The organism is Frigoribacterium sp. MCBA15_019 (assembly GCF_001864945.1).
In the GTDB taxonomy this organism is placed as follows: Bacteria; Actinomycetota; Actinomycetes; order Actinomycetales; family Microbacteriaceae; genus Frigoribacterium.
On the sequence record NZ_MJGS01000001.1, the window covers coordinates 888827 to 908084 of the forward strand.

Consider the following 19258-nt stretch of genomic DNA (forward strand, 5'->3'; position numbering starts at 1 on the left):
GACCGGGCTACGAACCCGCGCCGGCGCGGTACCCGACGCCGCGGACGGTCGTGACGATGCGGGGCGCGTCGGGATCGTGCTCCACCTTCGCGCGCAACCGCTGCACGTGGACGTTCACCAGACGGGTGTCGGCTTTGTAGTGGTAGCCCCACACCTGCTCGAGCAGCATCTCGCGGGTGAAGACCTGCTGCGGCTTCGAGGCGAGCGCGAGCAGCAGCTCGAACTCGAGCGGGGTCAGGGCGATCGGCGTGTCACCGCGTCGCACCTCGTGCGCCGCGACGTCGAGGCGCAGGTCGCCCACCGTGAGCACGTCGTTGGTCGGCTCGGTGGCCGGTCGCAGCCGCGTGCGGATGCGCGCGACGAGCTCTTTCGGGTTGAACGGCTTGACCACGTAGTCGTCGGCCCCGCTCTCGAGACCGCGGACCACGTCGGCCGTGTCACCCTTCGCGGTCAGCATGATGATCGGCACGCCGCTCTCGGCACGGATGAGGCGGCAGACCTCGATGCCGTCGAGGCCGGGAAGCATCAGGTCGAGCAGGACGAGGTCGGGTGAGGCCTCGTGGAACGCCTCGAGGGCGCCCGCGCCGTCGCCGCAGAAGTGGGGGTCGAACTCGTCGGCGCGAAGGACGATGCCGATCATCTCGGCGAGCGCCGGGTCGTCGTCGACCACAAGGATGCGCGGGTTCATGTTCTCCGTCTGGGCTGGGCCGCTCGGGAGGCGGCACGTCAGGACAGATTAGTGCAGGAGGCGCGCATCGGCTGGCAGCGCCCGGTCCGGTGTGGAAACATGAACACACTCGTGAGGACGACCTCACGGTCAGGACGACCAGGGGGACCATGACCGATCCGAACGCCTGGAGCACACCGGGAGGCGACACGTCCCCGCCGCGTTGGGGCGAGCGCGTCGACCCGTCGTCCGCCGGCCCCGTCCCCGCCGGGCCCTCACCCGTACCCGGGGCGTCCACGGGCGGGTCCACCCCGCCACCCGCCCCCGGCTGGGCCCCACCGCCGAAACCGGGCCTCGTGCCGCTGCGCCCCCTGACCTTCGGCGAGATCCTCGGTGCCTCGTTCCAGGTCTTCCGCCGCAACCCGCGCACCACGTTCGGCACGGCCCTGCTGTCGCAGGTCGTCCTGCTCGTGGTGACCGTGGCGATCACCGGCGGCAGCGCCTTCCTCGCCTTCGGACGGGTCGAACAGGCGCTCCCCCGCGACCGTGACGCGGTGCTGGCCGGCGCCGTCGCCATCGTGGCCGCGTCGGCCCTCGTGCCGATCGCCCTGCAGGTGATCGTCACGGCCCTGCTCCAGGGGCTCTTCGTGCTCGAGACCGCTCGTCAGACGCTCGGAGAGAAGCTGCGACTCGGCGGCCTCTGGGCGCTGGCCAAGGGCCGCCTCGGCACGCTCGTCGGCTGGTCCGCCCTGCTCACCGCCGCCTACGTCGTGGCTCTGGCACTCGTGGCCGGCGTCGTCGTCGTCGGCGTGGCCGTCGGTTCGGGCCCGAGCATCGCGGTCGGCATCGGGGTCGGGGTCCTGCTCGGGCTGGGTCTCCTCGTGCTCGGGGTGTGGCTGACCGTCAAGACCTGCCTCGTGCCGAGCGCGATCGTGCTCGAGCGGATGACCCTCGGCGCGGCGGTGAGGCGCTCGTGGTCACTGACCCGCGCCTCCTTCTGGCGGACCTTCGGCGTGATCGCGCTGGTGTTCCTCATGATCCAGGTCGCGTCGCAGGTCGTCGCGACACCCTTCTCGGTGCTGTTCAGCGTCCTGACCAGCACGCTCGCCCCCACGGGCGACGTGACCGACCCGACCTTCCTCGCCCTGACGGCGGGCACCTACGCCGTGACCCTGGGCATCACGGCGGTCATCGGCGCGATCGGCTCCGTGCTGCAGGCGGCGTCGGCCGGCCTCGTCTACGTCGACCGGCGCATCCGCACCGAGGGGCTCGACCTCGAACTCGTCCGCTACGTCGAGCGCGGGGGGCGGTCGGCCGAGGGGCAGCCCGACCCGTACCGCACGCCCGAGGTGCCTCTCGCCCCGACGACGCACCCGGGAGCACCCCGCTGGTGAGACCCCTGCCCTTCGCCGCCGGGCCCCCGCTGACCCCCGACGCCGACGACGCCCGGCGCGAGGTCCTGCGCGAGCTCACCGGGCCCGAGTACGTGGCGGCGCAGCCGTCGTGGCTCGACCGTGCGGCGCAGGCGTTCTGGGACTGGCTCGGTTCGATCCGGTTCGGGGGGACCGAGGGGGCGCCGGCGGTCGCGGCGATCGTGCTGCTCGCGGTCGTCGTGGTGGTGGTCGTGGTCGTGCTGCTCGTCTACGGCGTGCCGCGGCTGAACCGCCGGTCCGCCCGCGACCTCGTCCTCTTCGGCGACGACGACGTCCGCGACAGCGACGCCATGCGGGCCGCGGCCCGAGAGGCCGCTTCCCGCGGTGACCTGACGCTCGCCGTCGCCGAGGCCTTCCGGGCGGTCGCCCGCTCGCTGGCCGAGCGGGGCGACGTCGTGGTCTCCCCCGGCACCACGGCACGCGACGTGGCCCGCCGGGCGGGCGACGTCTTCCCCGACCTCCGCACCGGGTTCGCCGACGCCGCCACCGCCTTCGACGGCGTCCGCTACCTCGACCGCCCCGGCACCGACGAGGCCTACCGGGCCGTCGTCGAGCTCGACCGGCGTGTGACGTCGTCCCTGAGGGTGGACGCGTGACCGTCATCGCACCCTCCGCCGAGACCGGCACGGTCTCGACCCCCACCGTCACGGCGTCGCTCCGACGTGCCCGGTTCTGGGTCGTACTCGCCCTCGTCCTGGCGCTCGGTGTCGCGGCGACACTCCTCGTCGGCTCGGGCTCGGGCGAGGGGCGCGCCCTCGGCCCCGCGAACGCCGCCCCCGGTGGAGCGAAGGCACTCGTCGAGGTGCTCGGCCGGCAGGGCGTCGACGTGACCGTGACGACCACCCTCGACGACACCCTCGACCGGCTCGGGCCCGGCGACGGCACTCTCCTCGTCGACGACGCCTCCGGGTTCCTGGTCGATGACCAGTGGCGGCGCCTCGCGACGGCGACCTCCCACCTCGTGCTCCTCTCCCCCGGGTCCGCCGCGCTCGACAGCGTGGCCCCGGGAGTCGCGACGGCCGCCCCGGTCGAAGACGGTACGGCCGCGCCCGCCTGCACGTCACCGGCCCTCGAACAGGCGTCCCGGGTCGACGTCACGGGGGTCGCCTACGCCGTCGACGCCCCGGGCGCCGTCCGCTGTCTGCCGACCGACGGCGGTTACGGACTCGTCGAGCTCGACGACGGTGACACGAGGGTGTCCGTCCTGGGTGCCACGGGCGCCTTGACCAACGGTGCGATCGCGACGGACGACGACGCGGCCTTCGCGCTCGCCCTGCTCGGCGGGTCCTCCGAGCTGACCTGGTACCTGCCCTCGGCCGGCGACCTGCCCGAGGGCCAGGGCACGCTCGCCACGCTCACGCCCCCGTGGGTGACGCCGTCGCTGGTGGTGCTCCTCCTGGCCGGAGTGGCCGCCATGGTGTGGCGGGGTCGACGCCTCGGTGCCCTCGTCGTCGAGCGACTGCCGGTGACCGTCAAGGCGTCCGAGACCACCGAGGGTCGGGCCCGGCTGTACGAACGGTCCGGGCAGCGCCGCCACGCCCTCGACCAGCTCCGCATCGGCACGTTCGGGCGACTCGCGCGAGCGACGGGCCTGTCGTCGACCGCCTCGGTCGACGAGGTCGTCGCCCGGGTGGCCGCGCTCATGTCGGCCGACCCCCGGGGCCTCCGGCACGTGCTCGTGGACGCCGACCCGGCCGACGACCGCGAACTCGTCTCGCTGAGCGACAGCCTGCTCGACCTCGAGCGCGCGGTGCGACGGGCGGTGGCTCCGTCGTGACCCGACCCGCGCCTCCTGCGCCTCGTCCGCTCGCCCCCGCACCGATCCCCACCCCGGAGGACACCACCAGATGAGCTCAGAACTGCAGCAGACCTTCGCCCGAGTCCGAACCGAGGTCGGCAAGGCCGTCGTGGCCCAGGACGGTGCCGTGACGGGCCTGATCGTCACCCTGCTGGCACAGGGGCACGCCCTGCTCGAGGGCGTCCCCGGCGTGGCCAAGACCCTGCTCGTGCGCGCCCTCAGCCACTCGCTGTCGCTCGACACCGCCCGGGTGCAGTTCACGCCCGACCTGATGCCCGGCGACATCACCGGGTCGCTCGTCTACGACGCGAAGTCGGGCGAGTTCGAGTTCCGGGCCGGCCCGGTGTTCACCAACGTCCTGCTCGCCGACGAGATCAACCGCACGCCGCCCAAGACCCAGTCCGCGCTGCTCGAGGCGATGGAGGAACGCCAGGTCTCGGTCGACGGGGTCAGCCGCGCACTGCCGACGCCGTTCCTGGTCGCGGCGACCATGAACCCCGTCGAGTACGAAGGCACCTACACGCTGCCCGAGGCCCAACTCGACCGGTTCTTGATGAAGCTCACCCTCGACCTGCCGCCGCGCGATGCCGAGGTCGAGGTGCTGAGCCGCCACGCCGCGGGCTTCTCGCCCCGCGACCTGCGGGCCGCCGGCGTCACCCCGGTGCTCGGCCCCGACGACCTCGCCCGCGCCCAGGCCGAGGTGGCCCGCGTCGGCGCCTCCCCCGACGTGCTCGCCTACATCGTCGACCTCGCCCGGGCCACGCGCGAGAGCCCGTCGGTGAAGATCGGCGTGAGCCCCCGCGGGTCGACGGCCCTGCTCGCCGCCTCGAAGGCGTGGGCGTGGCTGACCGGCTTCGACCACGTCACGCCCGACCACGTCCAGGCCATGGCCCTGCCCGTGCTGCGGCACCGCCTGCAGCTGCGACCCGAGGCCGAGCTCGAGGGCGTCGACGCCGACGGCATCGTCCGCTCGGTCCTGCAGCAGGTCCGGGTGCCGCTCTAGCCATGGCCGTCACCGGATGGTTCGTCGCGCTCGTCGCGCTCGGCGTCGTACCCGTCGTCGTCACCGGCAGCGGATGGGCGATCGTCGGCTGGCTCGGTGTCGTCACCGCGCTGACCGTGGTCGACGTGGCTCTCGCGGCATCGCCCCGGTCGCTCACGATCCGGCGCGAGCTGCCCGGGGCGATCCGTCTCGGTGAGAGCGCACCCGCCCGGCTGACCGTGGTGAACGACGGTCGACGCACCCTGCGCGGACTCCTGCGGGATGCCTGGCAGCCGTCGGCCGGCGCCACACCCACCCGCCGCCGTCTCTCCCTGCGGCCGGGACGGGCCACGACCCTCACCGTGACGCTGACCCCGTTCCGTCGGGGCGAGCGCCGCGCCGGGGGCGTCACCGTCCGGACCGTCGGCCCGCTGCGGCTCGCCGGTCGCCAGGCGACGCACGAGGTGCCCGGCGCGGTGCGCGTGCTGCCACGGTTCTCGTCGCGCAAGCACCTGCCCTCGCGTCTGGCCCGGCTGCGCGAGCTCGACGGCCGCACGAGCGTGATGATCCGCGGCCAGGGCACCGAGTTCGACAGCCTGCGCGAGTACGTGCGCGGGGACGACGTCCGCTCTATCGACTGGCGGGCGACCGCGCGCCGCGACGACCTCGTCGTGCGCACCTGGCGACCCGAGCGCGACCGTCGGGTGGTCGTCGTGGTCGACACGGGGCGCACGTCGGCGGCTCGCATCGACGACGAACCCCGCCTCGACACGGCTTTCGAGTCGGCCCTGCTGCTCGGGGCGTTGGCCTCGCGGGCGGGCGACCGGGTCGACGTCGTCCTCTTCGACCGTCGGGTCCGAGGCCGCGTGCAGGGCGCGACCGGGCCCGCCCTGCTGTCGTCGATGGTCGAGACCATGGCTCCGGTCGAGCCCGAACTCGTCGAGACCGACTGGTCCGCCGTGCCGGCCCTCGTCCGCTCGGTCACGTCCCGTCGGGCTCTGGTCGTCCTGGCGACCACGGTCGACAGCCCCGGCGCCTCCCGGTCGCTGCTCGCGGCGATCCCCCAGCTGACCCGCCAGCACCTCGTCGTCGTGGCGTCGGTCACCGATCCGGCCCTCGACGAGACGGTCCTGCGACGCGGCACCCGCGACGAGGTCTACCGGGCGGCCTCGGCCGAGCGTGCCCGGCTCGACCAGGGTCGGGTCGCCGCCGCCCTGCGTCAGGTCGGCGCCGACGTCGTGACCGGCGCACCGGCCGACCTGCCCCCCGCCCTGGCCGACCGCTACCTCGCACTCAAGGCGGCCGGCCGCCTCTGACGGAGGCGCGGGGCGGGGCGGCGACGCGGGATCAGTCGGCGACGAGCTGCGTCGCCCCGGCCTCGAACTCGTCGAGGTCGCCGGTCTGCCCGGCCCGGTGGGCCCGCCCGCCGAGCAGCCACTGGTAGGTCAGGAAGCCGAGCAGGGCCACGGTGCCGATGCCGATCTTGATCGACCACGGCCAGGCCTGCCGGGTGACGAACCCCTCGATGACGCCCGAGACCAACAACGAGAGCGTCAGCCCGACGGCGATGGTCACGAGTGCGCGGCCGTCCTGTGCCAATGCCTGCCCCCGGGTGCGGGCACCGGGCGCCACCCAGGACCAGAAGATCATGAGACCGGCCGCCCCGGCGACGAAGATGCTGTAGAGCTCGAGCTGGCCGTGCGGGGCGATGTACAGGAAGAACTGGTCCAGCCGCCCCTGGTCTGCCATGAGCCCCGCCGAGATGCCGACGTTCATGGCGTTGCTGAGGATCGCGTAGGGCACCCAGACCCCGGTGATCCCGAAGGCCACGCACTGGGCCGCGATGTACGCGTTGTTCGTCCACACCTGGCCGGTGAACGAGGTCGAGGCGCTCTCGGAGTAGTAGTTCACGAAGTCCTGCTCGGCGAACTGCCGACGGAACTCCTCACTGCCGAACGAGGCCAACAGTGCCGGCGTGTTCGCCGCCCAGATCGCGAACACCGCCGCGACGACGACCGTCACGAGCGTGAGCACGAGCGACAGCCAGCGCACCCGGTAGAGGGCGGCCGGCAGCTGCGCGACGAAGAAAGTGGGCAGCTGGCTGAACAGGTTGCGGCCGGCACCCGTGAAGCGCAGGCGTGCTCGCGACAGGGACATCGAGAGCCGGTCGGCCACCACCGAGTCGCCGGTCGCCGTCTTGAGCGCCGACAGCTGCCCGGCCCCGGACTGGTACAGGCGCACGAGCTCGTCGGCTTCGGGCCCGCTCGGTCGGCTGCGTCGGGCGAGGCGGTCGAGCTCGGCCCAGTCGTGGCCGTGGGCGGCGGCGTAGGCGTCGATGTCCATTCTGCTTAGATACTAGGCATGTCCCGCAAGAAGGCACGAGGCGCCTCCCCGGTGGTGCTGCGCCCGGACCAGGTCGAGGCCTTCACGGCGGGTGGGGACGAGCTCGTCACGGGCGAGGCGGTGGCGCTCGACCTCCGGCCGACGAGCTTCGTGCTGCGGGCCGCCGGTGTGCTCATCGACTACTTGGCCTACGCCCTGTTGCTCGTCGGCGCGTTGCTGCTCGTCTCGCTGCTCAACGAGGGCGGGGTGCTGGACGACGCCCTGTCGCAGGCCTTCCTCGTCGCGTCGATCGCGGTCTGCTTCATCGTCGTGCCGACGGTGGTCGAGACCGCGAGCCACGGTCGGTCCCTGGGCAAGCTCGCCGTGGGTGCGCGGATCGTCCGCACCGACGGAGGGGCGATCGGCCTGCGCCACGCCCTCACCCGGGCACTGGTGGGGCTGCTCGAGATCGTCTTGACCAGTGGGGGCCTGGCCGTCGTGGTCGCCCTGCTGAACGGCTCGTCCCGCCGCCTGGGCGACCTGATGGCCGGCACCTACAGTCGCAACGAGCGCGTGCCCAAGGCCGCCCACGTGGTCTACGGCGTGCCGTCTCACCTGCAGGGGTGGGCCGAGATCGCGGACGTCGGGCGCCTGCCCGACGGCCTGGCCCGTCGCATCGCGTCGTTCCTGCAGCAGGCACCGCAGCTCTCCCCCGCCAGTCGGCGACGCGTCGCCGACGAGCTGGCGGCCGAGACGACCCCTTACGTGTCGCCCCTGCCGTCGGGCGATCCCGAGTTCTTCCTGGCCGGGGTCTCGGCGCTCCGTCGGCAGCGCGAATCCGCGGCCCTGGCTCGCGAGTCCGCACTGCTCGACCGCCTCACCCCGGCCCTGACCGAGACCGTCCCGGGCTTCCCCCGGCGCTGACGGTCGTCGTCGCGGCAGCCCGCGGCGCGCCGGTTCACGACCGGACGAGCCTCGCGATCGCCGCCGACGCCTCGCGCACCTTCGCGTCCGCGACGTCGCCTCCCTCGCGGGCCGCCTGGGCGACGCAGTGGGCGAGGTGGTCCTCGAGCAACTGGAGCGCCACGGTCTCGAGGGCGCGAGTGGCCGCACTGACCTGGGTCAGCACGTCGATGCAGTACGTGTCGTCCTCGACCATGCGCTGGATGCCCCGCACCTGACCCTCGGCCCGGCGCAGACGCTTGACGATCTGCTCCTTGTCGCCGCTGTAGCCGACGTGCGTCGCCGTCGCGTGCTCACCCTGCTGCGCCACCCGCGCCTCCTGCCCGTGTCGTCCGGTCGCCAGGATACCCCCAGGGGGTAACGAGTCCGCCCCGCGGCCGCGGCTCGGCCGACCGTCAGCCGCGGATCAGCCCGAGGACGTCGTCACGGACACGCTCCATGCCGGCGGGCGTCGCCGCCTCGGCGTTGAGGCGCAGCAACGGCTCGGTGTTCGACGGCCGGACGTTGAACCACCAGAAGCCGTCGTCGGACGTCCCGCTGACCGTGAGCCCGTCGAGCTCGTCGAAGTCGCCGACCCCGGCATAGGCCTCGACGATGCGCGCGTACGCCGCCGGCACGTCGGTGACGGTCGAGTTGATCTCGCCGCTCGCCGCGTAGGGCGTGTAGCGGTCGGTCAGGGTCGAGAGCGGCTCCACCTGCGCCCCGAACTCGGCCAGGACGTGCATGGCGGCCAACATGCCGTTGTCGGCGCTCCAGAAGTCGCGGAAGTAGTAGTGCGCCGAGTGCTCGCCGCCGAAGATCGCGCCGGTCGCCCGCATCTCGTCCTTGATCAGCGAGTGGCCGACGCGGGTGCGCACCGGGGTCGCCCCGGCGGCCTCGATGGCCTCGGGCACCGCGCGCGACGTGATGAGGTTGTGGATCACCGAGATCTCGGCTTCGGGCTCGGCGGCACGGACGCGGGCGATCTCGCGGACGGCGACGATCGCGGCCACGGCCGACGGGGTCACGGCGTCGCCCTTCTCGTCGACGACGAAGCAGCGGTCGGCATCGCCGTCGAACGCCAGCCCCAGGTCGGCCCCGTGCTCGAGGACGGTCTTCTGCAGGTCGACGAGGTTCGCCGGGTCGAGGGGGTTGGCCTCGTGGTTCGGGAAGGTTCCGTCGAGTTCGAAGTACAGCGGGATGATCTCGATCGGCAGCTTCGGCAGACCCGCGGCCTCGCCCAGCACCGCCGGGACCGTCAGCCCGCCCATGCCGTTGCCCGCGTCGACGACGACCTTGATCGGCCGGATGCCGGAGAGGTCGACCAGTCCGCGCAGGTAGGCGGCGTAGTCGGGCAGCGCGTCGTGCTCTCGGATCGTGCCGGGCTCGGCGACGGCTTCGATGCCGTCGGCCAGGAACGAGGAGGCGCGGTCACGGATCGAGGACAGCCCCGTGTCGAGGCTGACGCCCTGGGCACCGGCCCGGCTCATCTTGATGCCGTTGTAGGTGGCCGGGTTGTGGCTCGCGGTGAACATGGCCGCCGGGGCGTCGAGCGAGCCGGAGGCGAAGTACGACTCGTCGGTCGAGCACAGGCCCAGGGCGACGACGTTCGCTCCCCGGGCGCGGGCGCCCCGGGCGAAGGCGTCGGCGAAGCCCGGCGAGGAGTCGCGCATGTCGTGGCCGACGACCAGGTCGCGGCCGGCACCGTCGATCTCGTCGGAGAAAGCCGCACCGAAGGCCTCGATCACAGTCTCGGTCAACTGGCTGCCTACGAGCCCGCGGACGTCGTAGGTCTTGACGAAGGCGGTCAGGTCGACGGGGTCGTTCTCAGTTGTCATGACCCAAAACTACCCGGCGGAGCACCTGCCAGCCCTGAGGCACCGACAGCGAGGCAGCGTGTCGGCCACAGATGTCATAGCCGTGGGGCTCGACGCGGTCGCTCAGGGGCCCGACGACGACCATCGAGTCGGCGTACACGTACGTCAGCGTCGCGACGGCCTCGTCGCGGCACGTCACCTTGCTGCAGGGTCGACCGTTCATCTGGCGGACAGACTATCGCGAGGTCCCCCGGGGGCCGACCCGCGCCTCCCCGGCGGGCCTACGATGGGCGGATGAGCAAGGCCCGCCGCGCACGCGTCACCGACCGGTCCCGTCGGCGCGACCGCCACGGGCGGGGGTTGCGGTCGTCCGCCGCAGGGCCCCACCTGCCCTTCCTGCGCACGCGGGTCGACCTCTTCGACGACATCGTGGCCGCCACCGCCGACTACCTGCGCGAGGCGTGGCCCGACGAACTCGCCGACACGTCGTTCGAGGTCGCCGGCCTCCCCGCGGAACCCGACCGCACCCGCGTCGAACGCTGGTCGGTCGATCGAGCCGCCGGCCGGGTGGTGCTGTACCGCCTGCCGATCGAGCGGCTCGCTCCGTCGCACGACCGACGGGGCGCCGCCGAGGACGAGTGGAACCACCGCGTGCTCGTCGAGGGCTACGTGTTCCGCGCCGTGGCCGACCTGCTCGGCAAGGACCCGTGGGAGCTCGCGCCCGACCGCTGGCGCGACGGCTGAACCGAGCCGGTGCGTCGTCGGGGCCACCCGGGTCGTCGGGGCCACCCCGGACGTCCACGGGCCCGTGCCGGCGTCGTCAGGGGTAGACGGTCACGGGCGTCGACGCCGGGAACGGCGAGGTCACCGGCCAGGCGGCGATGGCCGCGGGCGCCGAGAAGCTGACGCCCGCCCGCAGGTCGTCGGCGTCCTCGAGCCGGACGGCGTCGCCCGGGGCCACGTCGACGCCGACCGTCGACCCACCGGGCACCTCGACGTCCCGCTCGTCGCCGTCACCCACCGTGACCTTGGCCGTCACGGCGTCCTGACCGGGGTTCGCGAGCCAGAGGCGTCCGCCCTCACCGTCGGGCACGACGGCCTCGGTGTCACCCGAGAGGCGCGGCGACGAGGCGGCCCAGCTCAGGTCCACGCCTCCCGCGTCGGCGGCGACGGTGGAGGTCCTGGCGGCCACGGCCACGGCCGTGGACGATCGCACGGTGGCGGTGTAGACGCCGTCCTCGAGCCCGTCGATCGGCACGTCGGTCACGCGCCCCCCCTCGACCCGGGTCTCGAAGGTGGTGCCGGTGCCGTCGTCGGTGGCCAACGAGACGCTCAGCTGCGCGGAATCCTGTCCCGGGACGAGAACGCGCAGCACGGACTGGAGGTCGGAGGACGACGGGTCGGCCAGCGCACCCTCGAGGTTCGCCGAGTCGCGGACGACGATCCCCGTGACGACCGACTCGCGCGAGGGTGCGGCGGACCCGGTCACGATGTCCACGCCGCCGGGTTCGAGGGTCCGGACGACGCTCTGCTGGAGGGTGGCGACGATCTGCCCACCGCGACTCGACACGTGGACGGCCGGCGAGACGAGTCCGGTGGCGAAGCCCGAGAGCGGCACCACCTTCTGGCTGCGTGGCGCGACGACGACGCCGTCGATGCCGGGGCCCTGCACCTCGCCGGTCTCGGACCGGATGTCGAGGTCGACGGTGGCGTTCACGTCGCTGGGGTTCACGAGGCTGATCAGCGAGACGCGCCCCGTCTCGGTCGAGCCGCCGATCAGCCACGTCGAGCTGGTGGGCTCGGTGCACGGCGCCGACGCGAAGCCGCGCAGGTCGCCCTCGTCGACCGACTGGCTCTGGGCCGCCGCGACGAGGGGCACGTCGGTGCCCTCGACGGGGGCGGTGACCACGGACGGCCGCGAGTCGCTGCCGTCGGCACCGGCGAGTTCGTCGACGTCGACGTCGCCCTCGCTCGACTGCCGCGCGACGGCGGCCCGACCGACCGAACTCGCGGTCGTGGCCTGCTGCCCCTCGGCGTCCGAGAGCTGCAGCAGCGCACCGGTGCAGACCCGCTGCTGGTCGACGGGCACCGGGGTCACGAGCTGGCCCGCCGGCACCGTCTCGAACGAGGGCAGGCGCACGACCGCGGCACCCCCGACGACCGCCGCGGCGACGGCGAGGCCGACGACGCCGACCGCCACTCGTCCTGTCGTGGAGAAGACCGATCGCTTATTCATCTCGCTCCTCGTCGAAGGTCGTGGCGGGCTGCTCTGCCTCGGGCGTCCCGGCCCGGGATCGACGTCGCCGCGGCGACGTCGGGATGGCGAGCAGCAGGGCGGAACCGAAGACGAGTCCCCAGCTGATCAGGACGATCGGACGCAGCGGTCCGGCAGCCGGACGCGCGTCGCGCTCGTCCTGCGCCTCCACGTACCGCCAGAGCAGGCCGTTGGACGTGTCGCCGACGGGCAGGAAGTCGGCGTCGGCGTCGAGGGCCTCGCCCGCTCGCTGGCCGAGCCGGTCGGCGTCGCCGTCGTCGTCGGTGGCCGTCAGCAGCACGAACCCGACACCGAGTCGACGCAGGTCGTCGGTCGGGTCGAAACCGCTGCGGCTGACGAGGTTCCCCGCCAGGACCGTGAGGTCCTCGTTGACCGAGGTGAGGCGTTGGGCGGTCGAGTCGAGCGTCGACTGGTCGTCGAGCGTCGCTCCCTGCCCGTGCTCGAGCGACACGGCGAGCGAACCGTCCGGCTGAGGCGTCAGGACGAGCGTCCCGACGTCCGGCGTCGCCTCGGCTTCCGCCGTGACGTAGGCCGACAGGATGCGGCCCGAGCTCGGACGGACGTCGGCCACGGGACCGAACGACGCGATGACGGTGGGGGCCGCGGCCGCCACCGCGAGCACGGCGACCAGGGCACCGGCCGGCGGGGCGACCCTCGGCAACCGGTCGAGGGTCACGGCCGCGGCGCCGACGAGTCCCAGCAGGTACAGGCTCAGCCCACTGCCGGCCCAGATCGTGGTCGTGTCGCTGCCGACGCCCGTGACGGACACGTGGGTCGCGGCGACGGCCGTGAGGTAGCCGAGCAGGGCGAGCGCGAGGGCGGGGACCGCGCGGCGCTGCGAGCCTACGAACGGCGAGGCCACGGCGAGCAGCGCCAGCGGGGCGATCGCGACGGCGACCAGCACGGCGAGCGTGGCGGACGAGAAGCCTGTGGCGGCGATCAGGGCCGTCCAGCCGTTGAGACCCGTCTCGGGCGACGTGAGCAGCAGCTGCAGCGGCGACGCGGGGTCCGACCTCGTCGGGACCCCGGGGTCGGCGAACACGGCCCACCAGGTGCCCCGCTGCAGCTGGGCGACGACGAGCGGGGCGAAGAGGGCCAGCGCGGGCAGGGGCACCGCGACGAGGCGATGGGTGCCGCGCGGGCGGCTGACGATCGACCCGAGCCAGCCGACGAGCAGCGCCGGGACGAGCGACGGAGCAGCAGCGGCGACGACGGCGAACAGCAAGGAGGCGGTGGCCCCGGCCGTCCAGGACCTCGCGGCGCCGATCATCGCCCAGACCAGGAACGGGAGCGCCACGTGCGCGAGGACGGCGCCCAGGTGTCCGGACTGCAACCCCGAGAGCAGCGGCGACGAGAGGGCGTAGAGCGCGGCGGCGACGGCGGGCACCCAGGTGCGGCGGGTCACGCGGCGGGTGGCGAACCAGGCCCCCAGCGCCGAGAGCGGCAGGGCCACGACGTAGACGCCGACGACCGCGGTGGACGGCGACCAGGGCGTCAGGCTGCCCAGGACGGCGACGAGTGCGGCGAACGGGTCGGAGGGACCGAGGAACCCGGTGCCGATCTCGCGCCAGCCGTAGCCGACCGACGACCACAGCTGACCCACCGAGGTGCTGAGCGGCAGGAGTCCCCCACCCGTCACGGCCGGGTTGCCGAGCAGCGGCAGGAACGCGACCACGCCGACGACGGCTGCGACCAGGACGACCCAGAGACCGCCCGAGTGGACGAAGCTGGCCCGCGGATCGGGTGCGTCCTCGACGACGGCGACCTGGGCATCGCGTTCGGTGACGCGACGTTCACGCAGCAACGCGCGTGACGCCCGCAGGGGCTCGACCGAACTCCAGCCGACGCTCTTGGTCCGGGCGAGGGCCCGGCGGGCGGACCGCACGTGCGAGCCGCCGAAGGCAGCCCGGAAGGCTGTGGCGAACTCGCCCACCACGGCTCCGGGGTTCTTGGTGAGGAGGTGCCAGACGCTGCGCACGACCGCCAACGGTACGAGGCTCAGCCAGTGCAGCGGCAACAGGACGGCCGCCGAGTAGACGAGGCGTCGATGCAGTTGTGCCGCACGGTGGAGGCGCGCTCGACGGGCGTGACCGACGGGTCCGTGGCCGAACTCTTCCGGCGGTCCGGCGCTGTCGACCTTCGCATCGGGCACGAGCACCACACGGTGACCGGCGAGACGGGCGCGGATCGAGAAGTCGAGCGCCGCGTCCACGTGCGGCAGCGCGGGATCGAAGCCGCCCAGCGCGGTCCAGACGGTGCGACGGACGAGCATGCCGCCGGCCGCGACGCCGAGCACGTCGTCGGTGACGTCGTGCTGGCCCTGGTCGAGCTCGTTCTCGACGCGGGCGAGCGAGGCGCCGTACCGGGTGACGGTCTCGCCGAACTCGGCGATGACGCCGGGCTGGCCCCACCGCATCAGCTTGGGCCCCGCGACCGCGACGGACGGCGACACCTCGACGGTCGTCATGAGGTGCTCGAGCGCCTCGGGCGCGGGCGCGTTGTCGTGGCCGAGCAGCCAGACCCATTCGTCGGGGTCGCCGTCGCCCGGGTCGGAGAGCCGCACGCCGTGCGCGGCGGCGGCACCGAAGGTCTTCGCGTCGGGCAGGGAGGCCAGCTGGGCGGCACCGCTGAGCGACAGTCGGCCCGCGGCCGAGTCCTTGCCGCCGGTGTCGACCACCACCAACGCCTCGGGGGGCCGCGTCTGACGCGACAGCCCGTCGAGGGTTCGGTCGAGGTAGGTCGCTCCACCAGGGGCGACGAGGATCGCTGTGACTCTCGGCTGCATGACTCGTGCAGCCTAGGTCGCACCGACGCGGGCACCGGCTCGGCGCGCCGACGCGACGAGCGAGACGTGGCGACCCGCGCCTCCTGGTCCCTCGACCTCGGCCCGGGACGACGGAACGGCACCGACCCGGAGGGGTCGATGCCGTCGGAAGCCGAGGAGGCGCGGGTCAGGCCTGCTTGCGGAGCTTGCGACGCTCGCGCTCGGACAGTCCGCCCCAGATGCCGAAGCGCTCGTCGTTCTGCAGGGCGTACTCGAGGCACTGGGCCCGGACGTCGCAGGAGGCACAGATCTTCTTGGCGTCCCGCGTGGAGCCGCCCTTCTCGGGGAAGAAGGCCTCGGGGTCGGTCTGGGCGCAGAGCGAATCCGCCTGCCAGGCCAGCTGGTTCTCGTCGTCGGCGACGGTGATGCGCGACGCCGACGATCCGACGCCGGGGACGCCCAGCTGGATCGGGTCGACGTGCCAGTCGTCCGGGACGCCGGCGCGGTTCTCGTGGATGCCCACAGCGCATCTCCCCTCGTGTCGATCGCCCGTGAATGTACGCGACAAGGTAATTACACCGGTGTCATTACCCATCCGTCAAGTCGAGGGCCAATAAACCCTCCACCCCCCGATCAGGGGCAAGGGAGCCCCGGCGTGTCGGGGGACGTTTCGACCGGAACGGGTGACGTCGGGCGCGGAGTCGTCCGTCAGCCGCGAGGCGCGGCCTGCCAGGCGCTCGTGACCATCTCGAGGAGCGTGTGCCGCATCTCCCAGTCGAGGTCGCGCGCCGCCAGGCTGCCGTCCGCGACGATGCGGTCGGGGTCGCCGGGGCGGCGCGGAGCGATCTCGGGCGTGAAGTCGATGCCGGTTCCCTCGCGCATCGCGGCCATGATCTCGGCCACCGACACGCCCCCGCCCGAACCGAGGTTGTAGGCGGGCTCGACCGACTCGCCCGCGTCCAGTCGGCGGGCCGCGGCGACGTGAGAGACCGCCAGGTCGGCGACGTGGACGTAGTCGCGGACGCAGGTGCCGTCGGGGGTGTCGTAGTCCTCGCCGTTGATGCGCGGGACGCGTCCCTCGACGAGAGCCGCGAAGACGAGCGGGAAGAGGTTGTGCGGGCTGGCGTCCCAGAGGTCGGGTCGTCCCGAGCCCACCACGTTGAAGTAGCGCAGGCTCGTGTGTCGCAGCCCCTCGGCCACGGCCTGGTCACGCAGCAGCCACTCGCCGATCAGCTTGCTCTCGCCGTATGGTGACGCGGGCGCCTTGGGGGTGTCCTCGGTGACGAGCTCGGTGGGCGGGGTGCCGTAGACGGCCGCGCTCGACGAGAACACGATCCGGTCGACGCCGCGGCTCGACATGGCCTCGAGGAGGCGGGCGGTCCCCGTGACGTTCTGGTCGTAGGTGTGCAGCGGACGCTGGACCGAGACCCCGGCGTACTTGTAGCCCGCGACGTGGACGACGCCCGTGACACCGTGACGGTCGATGGTCTGCTCGATCAGCTCGCGGTCGAGGATGGAGCCTCGGACGAACGGCACGTCGGCGGGCACGAAGCCCTCGAGGCCGGACGAGAGGTCGTCGAGCACCACCGCGTCGATGCCCGCCCCCGTGAACTCGCGGACGACGTGAGAACCGATGTACCCGGCACCGCCGGTGACCAACCATGACATGGGGCCAACCTACCGGGTGCCCGGCGGGTGGTGGCGGGCCCGGCTCAGGCCGGCGTGGCCACGTACGCGGTGCCGTCGCCGGTCATCGCGAGCCGGACCTCGTCGGGCGTCACGAACGCGGACTCACCACGACCGAGCCGGATGGTGCCGTCCTGCCCCTTGACGTGGACCTCGCCGTCGGTGACCAGGACGATGCTCGGCCCGCCGATCTCGACGACGGCCCCCGGTCCCGAGGCGTCGACCCTGAGCATGGCGAACCCCGTGCCGTGCGGCGCGAAGCGCTCGACCCCCCGGGCGACCGTGGTCGGCTCGAGTCGGGGCACGGGCAGCGGTTCGAAGTCGAGGACCTTGAGCAGTTCGGGGACGTCGACGTGCTTGGGTGTCAGCCCACCGCGCAGCACGTTGTCGGACGGGGCCATGAGTTCGACGCCGAAGCCGCCGAGGTACGCGTGCACGTTGCCGGCGGGAAGGAACAGCGCCTCGCCGGCGCGGAGCGTCACCCGGTTGAGCAGCAGCGAGAGGACGACGCCGGGGTCGCCCGGGTAGCGCTCGGCCAGGTCGACGACCGTCGCGACGCTCGCGCCGTCGGCCCGGTGGGCGGCGGCGAGCTCGCTGACCGCGGCGATGGTCGCGGCCGAGTCGTCGTCGGCCTGGAAGAGGAAGGCGAGGGTCGACCGGAGGGACTCGCCCAGGTACCGACGGAGCGTGTCGAGGCGCCCCGAGCCGTCGTCGAGGAGGTCGATGTCGGCCAGGGTCTCGGTCGGCTCGCGGAACCCGCAGAGGGCGTCGAAGGTGTCGCTCAGCGCCACGATGATCTCGGGCTTGGCGGACGAGTCCTTGTAGTTGCGCTCGGGGGCGTCGAGCGGGATGCCGGCGGCGTCCTCACGAGCGAATCCCTCGCGGGCCTGCTCGGGGGTCGGGTGCGCCTGGATCGACAGCGGGCCGTCGGCCGCGAGCAGCTTGAGAAGGAACGGCAGGTGGTCCCGATCGCGGCCGAGGGCCCGGGCCGGCTCGGCGGCGAACCAGTCGGCGAGGGTGTCGGCCCCGCCCACCACCGCCGGAGCGACGACGACGCTCGGCGAGCCCGGGTGTGCGCCGAGCCAGAGCTCGGCCTCGGGGCGGCCGCTCGGTCGACGACCGAGCAGGTCCGCGATGGCCGTCGTCGAACCCCAGGCGTAGTCGCGGGGCGTGTTGGTGATGGGGAGGAACATGGCTTTACCTGCTTGTCGAGGTCGTGCTTGGTCGCCCCCTACAAAGCCGTACGGTCGACGGCGCCGGGGCGTTGACCAAAGCTACCAATCCCTTGGTCACGGCCGAAGCGCTGCCTAGGCTCCTGTCGTCCCGACACGAAGCAATGGAGCCCGGATGTCATCAGCGACCCTCACCTCGTTCACCTCTCTCGTCAGCGACTTCTACGGCTACGAAGACCTGCTCTCCGACCGCGAGAAGGGTGTGCTGGCCGATCTGCGCCGCTACCTCGAGACCGAGGTCAAGCCCGGCGTGAACCGCCACTGGGCGGACGCGACCTTCCCGCACGAGATCGTCAAGGGCCTCGCCGGCCTCGGCCTGTTCGGCATGCCGTGGGAGGAGACGCGCCCCTTCGAGAACTCCGCCGTCTTCCGCGGCTGGGTCGCACTCGAGCTCGCCCGCGTCGACGCGTCCGTCGCGACCTTCGTCGGCGTGCAGAACGGCCTGGCGATGGGGTCGATCGGCGTCGGTGGTTCGCCCGAGCAGCGCGCAGAGTGGCTGCCCCGCATGGCGAGCGGCGACCTGGTGGGCGCCTTCGGCCTGACCGAGCCGTTGTCGGGGTCCGACTCGGCCCAGGGACTCCGCACGATCGCGACCCGTGACGGCGACGACTGGGTGCTGAACGGCTCCAAGCGGTGGATCGGCAACGCCACGTTCAGCGACATCACGATCATCTGGGCCAAGAGCGCCGAGGACGGCCAGGTCAAGGGTTTCATCGTCCCGACCGACACCGCGGGCTACACGGCGACCAAGATCGAGGACAAGCAGAGCCTCCGCATCGTCCAGAACGCCGACATCACCCTCGAGGACGTCCGCGTGCCCGAACGCAACCGGCTGCAGCAGGCGGATTCGTTCCGCAGCACGGCGGCCGTGCTCCGCCTGACCCGGGCCGAGGTCGCCTGGGCGGCCGTGGGCAACTCGATCGGCGCGTACGAGGCCGCCCTGGCGTACGCCAACGAGCGCGTGCAGTTCGGCAAGCCCATCGCCAAGCACCAACTGATCCAGGACCTGCTGGTCAAGTGCATCGGCAACATCACGGCGTCGATCGGCATGGTGGTGCGGTGCTCCCAGATGCTCGACGAGGGCACCCAGCGCGACGAGCACGCCTCCCTCGCCAAGGCGTTCACGACGGCCCGCATGCGAGAGACGGTCGGATACGCCCGTGAGGTCATGGGCGGCAACGGCATCGTCCTCGAATACGACGTCGCCCGGTTCTTCGCCGATGCCGAAGCGCTGTACAGCTACGAGGGAACCCGCGAGATGAACACCCTCATCGTGGGCCGCAGCATCACGGGCCAGGCGGCCTTCGTCTGATCCGACGGGCGGGGTGACCCCTGGTCGC

Annotated in this window: 18 protein-coding genes; 8 read left to right on the top strand and 10 right to left on the bottom strand. The window is 72.9% G+C overall.

Annotated features, from left to right (window positions below):
* Nucleotides 1-7 precede the first annotated feature (7 nt).
* Nucleotides 8-688 (bottom strand): MtrAB system response regulator MtrA, encoded by a 681-nt coding sequence (gene mtrA, locus BIV04_RS04190; protein ID WP_043594311.1) that lies wholly within the window; start codon nt 686-688, stop codon nt 8-10.
* Between the two features lie 149 nt (nt 689-837).
* On the opposite strand from mtrA, the gene BIV04_RS04195 reads away from it, so the two are divergent.
* The 5 genes from BIV04_RS04195 (at nt 838) to BIV04_RS04215 (ending at nt 6196) form a co-directional block, all read left to right on the top strand.
* Nucleotides 838-2061 carry a hypothetical protein gene (locus BIV04_RS04195; RefSeq protein ID WP_143048534.1) on the top strand — a complete coding sequence of 408 codons (1224 nt, stop codon included), beginning with the start codon at nt 838-840 and terminating at the stop codon, nt 2059-2061.
* Nucleotides 2058-2696, top strand: a complete 639-nt coding sequence (locus BIV04_RS04200; RefSeq protein ID WP_083396114.1) for a DUF4129 domain-containing protein — start codon at nt 2058-2060, stop codon at nt 2694-2696. Before BIV04_RS04195 ends, BIV04_RS04200 begins: the two co-directional genes overlap by 4 nt.
* Complete coding sequence (locus BIV04_RS04205; protein ID WP_071254319.1) at nt 2693-3877, top strand: DUF4350 domain-containing protein; 1185 nt, start codon at nt 2693-2695, stop codon at nt 3875-3877. Before BIV04_RS04200 ends, BIV04_RS04205 begins: the two co-directional genes overlap by 4 nt.
* Before the next feature lie 70 nt (nt 3878-3947).
* Nucleotides 3948-4901: a MoxR family ATPase gene (locus BIV04_RS04210; RefSeq protein ID WP_071254322.1), complete on the top strand. Its 954-nt coding sequence runs from the start codon at nt 3948-3950 to the stop codon at nt 4899-4901.
* Nucleotides 4902-4903: 2 nt separating this feature from the next.
* Complete coding sequence (locus BIV04_RS04215; RefSeq protein ID WP_071254324.1) at nt 4904-6196, top strand: DUF58 domain-containing protein; 1293 nt, start codon at nt 4904-4906, stop codon at nt 6194-6196.
* A gap of 31 nt (nt 6197-6227) precedes the next feature.
* Here the strand turns inward: BIV04_RS04215 and BIV04_RS04220 are convergent, their stop codons facing one another.
* Nucleotides 6228-7223: a stage II sporulation protein M gene (locus tag BIV04_RS04220; protein ID WP_071254326.1), complete on the bottom strand. Its 996-nt coding sequence runs from the start codon at nt 7221-7223 to the stop codon at nt 6228-6230.
* An 18-nt stretch (nt 7224-7241) separates the two neighbouring features.
* Between BIV04_RS04220 and BIV04_RS04225 the strand changes: the two genes are divergently transcribed.
* Nucleotides 7242-8126, top strand: a complete 885-nt coding sequence (locus tag BIV04_RS04225) for an RDD family protein (protein WP_083396115.1) — start codon at nt 7242-7244, stop codon at nt 8124-8126.
* A 34-nt stretch (nt 8127-8160) separates the two neighbouring features.
* Here BIV04_RS04225 and BIV04_RS04230 read toward each other — a convergent pair whose 3' ends face one another.
* The 3 genes from BIV04_RS04230 to BIV04_RS04240 form a co-directional block, all read right to left on the bottom strand.
* On the bottom strand, nt 8161-8412 hold the full coding sequence (locus BIV04_RS04230) for a metal-sensitive transcriptional regulator (protein ID WP_233568399.1): 252 nt from the start codon (nt 8410-8412) through the stop codon (nt 8161-8163).
* 148 nt (nt 8413-8560) lie between these two features.
* On the bottom strand, nt 8561-9982 hold the full coding sequence (locus tag BIV04_RS04235) for a phosphomannomutase/phosphoglucomutase (RefSeq protein WP_071254328.1): 1422 nt from the start codon (nt 9980-9982) through the stop codon (nt 8561-8563).
* Nucleotides 9972-10184, bottom strand: a complete 213-nt coding sequence (locus tag BIV04_RS04240) for a DUF3499 family protein (RefSeq protein ID WP_071254330.1) — start codon at nt 10182-10184, stop codon at nt 9972-9974. Before BIV04_RS04240 ends, BIV04_RS04235 begins: the two co-directional genes overlap by 11 nt.
* A gap of 71 nt (nt 10185-10255) precedes the next feature.
* On the opposite strand from BIV04_RS04240, the gene BIV04_RS04245 reads away from it, so the two are divergent.
* Nucleotides 10256-10705, top strand: coding sequence for a metallopeptidase family protein (locus tag BIV04_RS04245; RefSeq protein ID WP_043594324.1), 450 nt, complete (start codon nt 10256-10258; stop codon nt 10703-10705).
* Nucleotides 10706-10781: 76 nt separating this feature from the next.
* Here the strand turns inward: BIV04_RS04245 and BIV04_RS04250 are convergent, their stop codons facing one another.
* The 5 genes from BIV04_RS04250 to manA all read right to left on the bottom strand — a co-directional run bounded on the left by BIV04_RS04250 (nt 10782) and on the right by manA (nt 17879).
* Nucleotides 10782-12197: a DUF5719 family protein gene (locus BIV04_RS04250; RefSeq protein WP_143048535.1), complete on the bottom strand. Its 1416-nt coding sequence runs from the start codon at nt 12195-12197 to the stop codon at nt 10782-10784.
* Complete coding sequence (locus tag BIV04_RS04255) at nt 12190-15021, bottom strand: glycosyltransferase (protein WP_071254334.1); 2832 nt, start codon at nt 15019-15021, stop codon at nt 12190-12192. Before BIV04_RS04255 ends, BIV04_RS04250 begins: the two co-directional genes overlap by 8 nt.
* A 166-nt stretch (nt 15022-15187) precedes the next feature.
* Nucleotides 15188-15523 carry a WhiB family transcriptional regulator gene (locus BIV04_RS04260; protein WP_177174756.1) on the bottom strand — a complete coding sequence of 112 codons (336 nt, stop codon included), beginning with the start codon at nt 15521-15523 and terminating at the stop codon, nt 15188-15190.
* Between the two features lie 185 nt (nt 15524-15708).
* Nucleotides 15709-16668, bottom strand: coding sequence for a UDP-glucose 4-epimerase GalE (gene galE / locus BIV04_RS04265; protein WP_071254335.1), 960 nt, complete (start codon nt 16666-16668; stop codon nt 15709-15711).
* A gap of 44 nt (nt 16669-16712) precedes the next feature.
* Nucleotides 16713-17879: a mannose-6-phosphate isomerase, class I gene (gene manA / locus BIV04_RS04270; protein WP_071254337.1), complete on the bottom strand. Its 1167-nt coding sequence runs from the start codon at nt 17877-17879 to the stop codon at nt 16713-16715.
* A 154-nt stretch (nt 17880-18033) separates the two neighbouring features.
* Here manA and BIV04_RS04275 point away from each other — a divergent pair, with 154 nt between their 5' ends.
* Nucleotides 18034-19230, top strand: a complete 1197-nt coding sequence (locus tag BIV04_RS04275; RefSeq protein WP_071254339.1) for an acyl-CoA dehydrogenase family protein — start codon at nt 18034-18036, stop codon at nt 19228-19230.
* Nucleotides 19231-19258 lie beyond the last annotated feature (28 nt).